This window comes from Nostoc sp. (assembly GCF_036918015.1).
GTDB lineage: Bacteria > Cyanobacteriota > Cyanobacteriia > Cyanobacteriales > Nostocaceae > Nostoc.
Genome location: NZ_JBALEO010000017.1, coordinates 20,799 through 29,864, shown reverse-complemented (window position 1 = coordinate 29,864; position 9,066 = coordinate 20,799). Strand labels below are relative to the sequence as shown.

Here is a 9,066-nt window from a genome sequence, read left to right as displayed (position 1 = left end):
GACCGAAGGGTTAAATATGCTGTTTTCAAAGTTGTAAAACGCAACCTTGGGCTTTAATTAAATCCGCAGCCCACAGAGTTACATCTTTTACAACTTCTGATGGTTGAGTTTGAGCAAATACTTTGTAGCGGTTAACATAGTTCCACCAACCGAAGTAATCGTTAAAAGTGCTAATTGTGATTTGAATCATAAAATGAACTTTTAGCTCAAGATATGCTTCAAAAAGAGTTAACCATTTTATGCTTCAGAAATCAGCGTCAAAGTAGGCATCACCGTGGTCGGGTAGCAGGACTATATCGCTATAATCCCGCCCCCTCAGAACCGGACTTGCGCCTTGCAACGCATCCGGCTCAAGCAAGTCATAAACTACAAATTGTTCCAGAATGTATTTGCTGATGGCAGTACAAGTGTACGAGTTGTAGGTTGCCGTAATTATCACCACCACCCTGAGATTTTGGCTTTTTATGATGAAGATGTAACTCTTCATCATTTAATAGCGATTCCCCGCAGACAGGACAGACATATTGTTGCCTTTGGGCTATCTTCTGCCTACTTTTGATTAATTCGGATTTAGTTTTAGCTTCTTGCCTTTTAATCCAGTAGTCTCTTAATTTGGGGTCATCTGGTGATGATTTACCTTTAACAAGAATGTGCCTTTTAATCTTGAAGCAAGTAAATTTCAACATATAGGCTCCGGTTTTTTTATTACCGAAAACCCATCGGTCAAATGGTCTATCAAGATTTAGATTTCCCCAGTATTTAGCCTTACGCCAGCTATCAGATTTATTGCGATGAGTGCGTTTGGCATACATTTTCTGTTTCTCATATAACCAGTGGTCAAGAGAATTGAAAATTTTGGAGGCTACTCCAATTCGGAAGTAATTCGCTTGTCCCCGAATAATCGGATTAAGCTTTTTAATGACTGCATCTACTGACTTCCCTTTACAGTTAAGCCATTCGGAACGCAGTTTACTCCGAATATTTAGCACAGACTTTTTGCTAGGTTTAATTAACAGCTTCCATCCAGTTTTTGTGGTTTGGTCTTTGTAGTGTCTTATATTGAAACCCAAAAAGTCAAACCCTTCTGTAAGATGCGATATTTTGGTTTTCTCCTGGGAGAGGGTAAGCCCCCTGACTTGCATCCAATCATTAAGGATTTGAACAACATTTTCTGCATCTTCAAGTGTTTCACAGAACACTACAAAATCATCGGCGTATCTCACCAAGGCTCTTGCTGCACGTAGTTCTCCGTCCAAGTTATATTTAACTCCCAAGGCTTCTTCCATACCGTGCAAAGCTATATTTGCTAACAACGGACTGACAACAGACCCTTGCGGTGTACCAGCATCTGTAGGATGCCATGAACCCGCTTCCATATATCCTGCTAGTAGCCATTGTTTAATTAATTCATGGGCTGGAAAGCCTGTTAATCGCTCTAACAGAAAATTATGTGAGATGTTGTCAAAACATCCTTGAATGTCTGCATCTACCACCCATTTCTTCCGTTTATTCGGACGGGCGAGGTTATAGATACTTTCAATAGCATCATGGGGGCTACGTCCTGGTCGGAAACCGTAACTTGACCTTTCAAAAATTGCTTCCCATTCGGGTTCTAAGGCATTTTTAACCATTGCCTGGATGGTACGATCTTGTATTACTGGAATTCCTAAAGGTCGTTTCTTTCCATTAGCTTTTGGGATGTAAATTCGTCGTGCTGGTGATGATTTCCAGGGAGAATAATCAGTTAATTTATCTACTAACTGACCCCTGGCTGTAGCAGTTTTTACTACTACTTTATCTATTCCTGGTGTGTTTCGACCTCTGTTATACTGCGTCACTTTTCTAACGCTAACTAGGCGATTAGAATAGCTGCGTAGCATCAGTTTCTGGAGAGAGCGCACCTTTTTCAGTTTGCCCTCAGTTTTTGCCCTAAAGATTCGCTGTCTCAAATTCCGAACAATCCGATTGGCTTTGCGCCAATTAACACAATTCCAATCAGTCTGTCCCTTGGTTCGGTTTACAGTTGCCTGCATCTAACTTACACCTCGGTTTGAAATCATTACAACGGATATTGGTTGACTCACCTGCTTCCCGTCAGCACCCTTTCAGGTTAGACATCTGTCCTATCCACCGGGTTATGGATTCCCCAAGCCTTTCGACTGGTGGCTTTCGCTTTTGGAAGCATCCTTGACCCACTGAAGAATTCGGCTTCCCTTACGAGTTGCTTACTGGGTATAATCCCAGACTCCATTGGGGTTACTACGTTACGCACGGATGAGATTTGATTGGGGTAGGGTGTCCTCTCTACACGCCTTGTGTTTGGTGTCCCAGTTCAACTTGTATTGAGGAGTTGAACCTTGACTGAATAATTTTGGGATATTCAGTGCTTTACTCGTATCACCGTGCCAGCCTTTTCGATGACCTTTTCTTACGATGCCTCAACAAGGATTCATTTACATTCACCCATCCAATCTTTCCTTTGCCCGGTTACATTTTTAGGCTAAATGCTTCCTTGGGCTTTACTTTCCGCTTCATACACCGCCGTTACCAGTGGTGCATGGGAAGGTTAGGAACAGTCTTGGACACCAGACTGGAGGAATCGGTTCCTCACTCATCTTTTGGAAGCTATATATATAGGGGCTTCCAGCCCTTCGTGCGCCATCGTGTCGCACCCAAAACGGGAAAATTGTACGCTTTGGCTAAAAGCCTTCCCCCATAAGCATCTTAGCCACCCATTTTTCAATAACACCCGTAAGTGAGATTGAGCCTCCTATAGGTGTAATTTGGCGTAGATACGTAGATACAGCGAAACTTTCAGCAGAGGCAAGATAGGCTGAAAGTACTGCTGTCAATCACTTTCAGGCTATAAAATTCTCAAAAATACTAGTATTAGTATTTTTAGACACATTTACCCTGTCTCAATTGGCAACCTGACATTGAGATCCAGACGAAAAGTACCATAAGGATTAACATGACCCCAAATTAAAGGCGAAAGCGCCCGCAAATCCTCCAACTTCACAAACTTCATCCATATTAAAAGAGTGTTCCTGCCACTAAAACTTAGGCACTGCTTGGTTTAATCCCTTTTTTTCTAGACTGCTATTTAAACCAAACAATGTGTCAGCTCCGCTATATCGAACCCTATTTCTGGTATCCCATTTTATTTTGAGGACTGTTTTCATGTTTTTTAGCAATTGCAACAATAGTTAAAATTGACTTGACTTCATTATTCATCTTGCCAGTAATAAGTTGGCTGTATAAATATTTGGCTTCTTCTAATGAAAAAGCGGATAGATTAGCAGCAGCATTAGCTTCATGACCACTTTGCCAACCACCCATATTGGAAAAAATTTCGTACCTAACAAGAGGACGATTTTCGCCACCTACATTAAACCACACGCAACTACGTTCTCGTTCAATGTCAATCGAAAGTAGCGGAGTAATACATCGCCAAGATGCAACTTGCTTTGACCAAGTTTGAAAACCAGCATAATTTTCATTTTTGATATTCATTTTTTATTTTTATTCCCTTGCTATGAGATTTAGATAGTCTATTATTCATTTATCTTTGCTTGCTAATTGCTGCTATTTGACTTGAAACCAAGCCAGATTCAAGTAATGCCAGTATATTTATATTTTTCATGTGCCTCAATAATCTAACAGGGTCAGCCATCTCTGAATTCGCTAATTCCTTCAAGAAGCCAGTTAATGCAAATGGACATTTACAATTTAGTTCTTTTTCTATCAACTTAGAAAATTCATTAAATTCTAATTCATTAATAAAACCAATTAAAGCAAAAGGACATTTACAACCCAAAGCTTGTTTTAGAAGATCAGTATTTAGGTGAGATTCTTGGCAGACAATCTCAAAAATCTCTTCACTAGTTAATTCTAGATTTTCATTTAATTCCAATATTTGTGCTTCTATTAAGTTAACTAGCTTTTTAATAGAGAAACAAGTTTCGATTTTGTCAGAGATTGTTAGCTGATTCATCTTAGTAACTATTATTTTTAATTTTACTCTGATTTTTAGACATAATCTTCAAATTGGGAAATACTGCTGTAAAATCGGGTACAAAGAAGCAGCAATTGCCTCAAACTTATCACCATCTGGATAGGGACGAAGAATTTCCTCACCATCTTCGTTCAACCATTCTTGTCGTATTGGAGTGTACTCAAGCGATAGAATTGCAGTTCTCCACCAGCCAGATAACGCTAAATGTTCCCCAGACCAAAATAGCCGGAAATCAACCTTCTTATTTCGATAAACTTCACTAATAGGATTAGAATCAGGACGGTTTTTCGGATCAAACGTTTCGGTAAAATAGCCTTGAAAATCAATTATTAAAAACTCTTTTTTAAATTCGGCTGTTAATTTAAAACGAGAGTGTGGATAATGAATGGATGAAATTTGAGCGGCTGCTAATTCAAATTCTATAGGTAAAGTAGATAAACTCATTAATTAATAATTTCCTTGAATACCGATGTGAACATTATTGAAAAACTGATCCCCTTGATAAAAACTGTTTACTACTGAATTTTTTGATGTTCACTCAAGTCCAACAGAATCTCGTTTGGGTTTGCGTTGCCCAACACGTTGGGAAGACTTTTTAGGCGTATGGCGCGTTTCCTGTTGAGTTGTGGCTTCATCATCAATCGTCTTCTTTTCTACCGTGTTACTGGCGGTAATATTTGTTTCTAGTGGTGTCTCGCTAATTGAAGAATCAGCTGGTTTCATCTTCTTGCGAGTTTGCTTTTTCTTGGGGACTGGCTCGATAGGAATTTCATCTGGTGTTGTGGAAGCCGTTTCATCGGCCGTAGAACTGACGGGCTTTTTACGAGTCCTTTTGGAGTGAGATGATGGTTTAGATGATTTTGGGGGCGATGCAACCACATCTGCTGCGCCCTTTGATAAATCCACCGCAGTTTTTGGTACAGATGTAGAACCCATTCCCATCTGTAGCAAATGCCACAAATGTTCACGACGACTTTCCATGTAACTAAGTTTTTGTTCACCCTCAGTAGTATCCAGCGCCATGCGTTCACATTGGGCAAGAGAGAGCGTATGTTCATGGAATTGTTCTAAACTCAGAGTATCCTGTCCATCATGTAATGCCGCCGCCACAGTACGTATAAGCCAGTCCTTAAGTACCCCAACACAACCAATGGAACGTTCATAGAAGTAAAGCCAATGCTGCATTAGTTGCGGAACATCCACATTCATAGGCACTTGCATCAGAAGTGCTAATAATGCCGATTGAAAGTCTTGGCGGTCAAGTTCATTCTGATACAAATAACGCGGAAAATGGATATCCAGTCCCCGCCGGGATGCTTGACCACTTAAATTGCGAAAATTGAGCAGTTCGTAAGTCCCAATCAGAATGTGTAGCACACCCGTAACATTGGTCATGGACTTAATCCAGTCTAACTGGTCTAAAAGCTTACCAGCACTAGCACCAGTCCCAATCTTCATTAAGTGCTGTGCTTCATCCAGAATCACCGCCCGCACTCCACGTTTGGTCATCGCCTCTTCTAATGCGTGGCGTAGTTCGGGCGAATCATTAAACTGTGCTGTTTTAGTACGCCCACGTCCTTTCTTCTCCCAAGTCTGCTCCGCATCAATATCTATCAGCATCCGCCGCTCATAGAATGGTTCTCCCAAAAGTTTAAGTGCAGTGCGGTAATAATCTGCCCGATTAAACACTCCACCATCAGATGGTCGTGTTTCTAATAGCAATAATGGCATCGGGGGCTGACTGCCGTTACGATAGCTCAAGGGATTGGAAACACCGGATAACGGTTCGGGTACATTTTCATTTAACCGTTTAGCAATCTGGCGAATCATCGTTGTTTTACCCACACCGCTTGGCCCATAAACCAACACATGAGCAAATCCGGCGGGTTCTCGAATCGCACGCATTAACAGCATATCTACCCGTGCTAACTGGGGATGTAAAACTGCATACTCCTTAAACTGAGTAAGTTTGAGGTGCATTTGGTCGCTCCCTTTCCCGGTTAAAAATTTGTCCATTAACGGTATTCCCCTAGTATCGGCAGTCGTGTGAGATCCAACAGTTCAACGTTGTTTTGCAGTGCTGGCAATTGTTCGTCATCTTGGCTGTGTGCTGACATCTCCGGCTCAAGAATGCTAACTGGGGGGAACTGGGGTACACCTTCCTTATTGGGCGTTAAATTTTCCAGTACCCCAACAGCTTCCAAATCCCGTAATCGTTGCATGAGCAAAGTTTCATGTTCTTGCACTGCCGCGATGAAGTCTGCTAGGCGTTTAGCAGAGATATTTGTACTCACAGCATTACGCTTATCTTGCTGTCTAATTTCTTGGGCTGCTAACAGCACTTCTTTCTCTGTGCGCCCGGCAAAGGTGCTGTAATACTGGGAGATACATTTGACCCATCTTCCCTCCAGGTACGCATAAGCTACACCCATATCAAAAGGGTCATAGCGCACACTGACTTTGGTTTTTTCGACAACCGGATTGCGGAAAGCATCGTTCCAGTAATAAAGATAATTGACTTTAATTCCCTGTCCCGGCTGGACTTTAGCGTTTCCTTTGGGTGTGCTAGGGCGTGTTGCCATGAGGAAGTCTTCGTTGTATGCAATGCGTCGGTGTTCCCTCTCCCCTGTGGCAGCGATTGCGTCGGTATAAACTTGTAATGGTGTCTCACCCAAGGAGTCATGTACGCTTGTGTCATAAATGGTGTACGCCCACTCACACAGGTAGGTATATAAATCTGCTAATGTCCAAACAGCAAGTTGTTTAGGGTCAACAGAAGAAGTGAGTTGACGTGGTTGTTTACTGGCTTGGGTGTTGCCCAGTAAGTTATAGATAAATTTAGTATTGGTTGTGCCGAATAATCGCTCAACTACTGAGCCAAAACGGGGTTTAGCACCAGGACGAGTCTTTTTGATGCAGTGGTAGCGTGCTAACAAAGTATCAAAGTAAACGCTATGAAATTCCTTGCCACCATCTACAACTACGGATTGGGGAAAACGACCAAAACGCTGAACACACAACCGTAGTGCCATCATGCAAGACCTGTAACTGGGTGGGTCAAAGGTGAGAAAAACTGCTAAGATTCGTCGGGAGTAGGCATCAATCAGTAAGGTTAGCCAAGGTCGTCCTAAGTTCCGACCAGTCACTTGGGAGCGTAATTCGATGTCAAGTTGGGTGTGGTCAAGATGGCAGATAGCAAGGGGTCTGTCTCCATGCCGGGGTGTAGTTTTTGCTAGTTCTAAAACAATCGGTTCGGTTGGGTATGCGGCTTTTGCTCCCTGACGTTTTAAAGTCTGCTCATGGATTGGACGCTTTTTCAGCCGAGTATAAAATGTGCGCTGACTCAGTGGAGGGATGTTGGCTGTACAGCAGGCTCTTGTATATGCCCGATAAACGGAAGCGGCTGGAGCTTGTCTTGGTGTCTCGAAGTGTTCTGTAATAAATTTATCTAGTAAAACGCTGGCATCTATTGGTGCTTTGGGTAGGCGATTTCCTCTATTATTTGTACGTGGGAGCAAACCAACATAACCGCAACCAAAAGTGGCTGACGCTTCCCGAAACTGTTTGATCCATCGAGATAAGGTGCTTTGAGGTATGTCCTTCCCTATGTCTGTGTGATGCTGGAAATATGCTTGTACTAGATGAAATCTGCGATTGGCTCTTTGTAGATCCGCAGGCGAGGCGGCATTCATTAATTCACGCACTTTTTCATTGATGGTTGCGTGTGTTTCGCAAGTTAGAATGTTGATAGTGCCACTATCAAATAATTGCAGAAAAAATGCTGTGGGCAACTGCATTGGCTGCCCAACTTCGGGTAAAAGTGTGGTTGTCGTCTCACCCAAGTTAACTAAAGTCCAAAGTTGTGCGTCCCAGACTAATAAGGTGTTAGGTAAGAGTGTTGCGGGAGAGGTGATTTGTTGATGATACCCAGTTGTCCCTATGGCTAAATGTGTATGAGCAGCATGAGTTTGTTGGTCTGCCCATAGCTGTACTCGCCAATGCTCCACTAGGGGAACTGCATACAAGTCTACGTAGAGTTGCTCTGTGGCAATCATGGCGTAAATATCGTTAGCACGCACTCCCCCGATGGTTGCAAGTGTAGTGGCTATAGTTGTTCCTGGGGTGGCTTGAACTGCTGCTTTGATTTGTTCTGTAATGGAGTGGGGAACATTGATGGTGAACCTAAAGTAGTCTTCTAAAAACATTAGGTTCTGAGTGAATATGGAATTTAGTTCGGTATCGGTGCGAACATGGTATTTGAGTCCATAAGATTCGGCGTAAGCTTCTCCTGGTGGGCAATGCCAATGACCAGTTTCAGTTTTTTGGTAGCGTGAAGGGTATTTTTGGGCTAATCGTTTTAACTCGGTTTCGGTTTTCCATTCTTCCCAAGCTGCACCTGTCGTCCGCAGTACGAAGAAGTCTGGGGTATGGTAATGACCTATTTTTCGTCCGTTTTGGTTTTGGTACTGAATTTTAAATGAGGGTGGTTGGTCGTAGAACTCTAACACCTGTGGGTCGTGTTCCATTTGGTAAATCGCCCATAGTTCTACTGTGTGGCTCTCAAATTGAATGGTTTGACCCATTTTGCGGCTAGGGTAAACTCCACTGACGTTCTTGGCGCGTCCTTGTACTCTGCGAGAAGGTGGGGCAGCACGAATTGCGGCGATTAGTAAGAGTGTTTGCGCCGTTAGTTGCTGTTGCTTACACCAATAATCAAATTCGTCGTCTCTCATGAGAGTTTTTCATCTACAGAAAGAGTGTTTCTCTTTGCCAGGAGGCGGTTTTAGGCTTTTAGTACGCAATACAAAACTATAGGGGGATGGTTTTAAGTGAAGCATATCTTGGAATTTTAAACCATATTTTGAATTGAAAGTTTAAGTTATGGCAATTTTTTCAGAGATTTTTTGTGCAAGTTTCATCCAATTGTGTTTTTTCAACTCATTTTTTAATTATGCTTCAAAATTTCAACTCTCTCTCATGATTTGATTCAAAGTTTTATGTTGTGATTGGTGAAGAAAGCCCGAAATTGCGTTAACTCTTTCTCGATTTAT

The 9,066-nt window shown here is 42.2% G+C and carries 7 protein-coding genes; all 7 read right to left on the bottom strand.

Features of this window, described 5'->3' with window-relative positions; genetic code table 11:
• Positions 1 to 25 precede the first annotated feature (25 nt).
• The 7 genes from V7K61_RS04555 to V7K61_RS04525 all read right to left on the bottom strand — a co-directional run bounded on the left by V7K61_RS04555 (position 26) and on the right by V7K61_RS04525 (position 8,748).
• A complete protein-coding gene (locus tag V7K61_RS04555) occupies positions 26 to 190 on the bottom strand; it encodes a hypothetical protein (protein WP_335051341.1) in 165 nt (54 codons plus the stop codon).
• A gap of 169 nt (positions 191 to 359) precedes the next feature.
• Positions 360 to 2,033 carry a group II intron reverse transcriptase/maturase gene (gene ltrA, locus V7K61_RS04550; RefSeq protein ID WP_335051338.1) on the bottom strand — a complete coding sequence of 558 codons (1,674 nt, stop codon included), beginning with the start codon at positions 2,031 to 2,033 and terminating at the stop codon, positions 360 to 362.
• Between the two features lie 1,108 nt (positions 2,034 to 3,141).
• Complete coding sequence (locus V7K61_RS04545) at positions 3,142 to 3,513, bottom strand: hypothetical protein (RefSeq protein ID WP_335051335.1); 372 nt, start codon at positions 3,511 to 3,513, stop codon at positions 3,142 to 3,144.
• A 49-nt stretch (positions 3,514 to 3,562) separates the two neighbouring features.
• Positions 3,563 to 3,994: a hypothetical protein gene (locus V7K61_RS04540; protein ID WP_335051333.1), complete on the bottom strand. Its 432-nt coding sequence runs from the start codon at positions 3,992 to 3,994 to the stop codon at positions 3,563 to 3,565.
• A 48-nt stretch (positions 3,995 to 4,042) separates the two neighbouring features.
• Positions 4,043 to 4,459, bottom strand: a complete 417-nt coding sequence (locus V7K61_RS04535; RefSeq protein ID WP_335051331.1) for a hypothetical protein — start codon at positions 4,457 to 4,459, stop codon at positions 4,043 to 4,045.
• Positions 4,460 to 4,549: 90 nt separating this feature from the next.
• Positions 4,550 to 6,031 (bottom strand): ATP-binding protein, encoded by a 1,482-nt coding sequence (locus V7K61_RS04530; RefSeq protein ID WP_335051329.1) that lies wholly within the window; start codon positions 6,029 to 6,031, stop codon positions 4,550 to 4,552.
• A complete protein-coding gene (locus V7K61_RS04525) occupies positions 6,031 to 8,748 on the bottom strand; it encodes a TnsA endonuclease N-terminal domain-containing protein (protein ID WP_335051327.1) in 2,718 nt (905 codons plus the stop codon). Before V7K61_RS04525 ends, V7K61_RS04530 begins: the two co-directional genes overlap by 1 nt.
• Between the last annotated feature and the right edge of the window lie 318 nt (positions 8,749 to 9,066).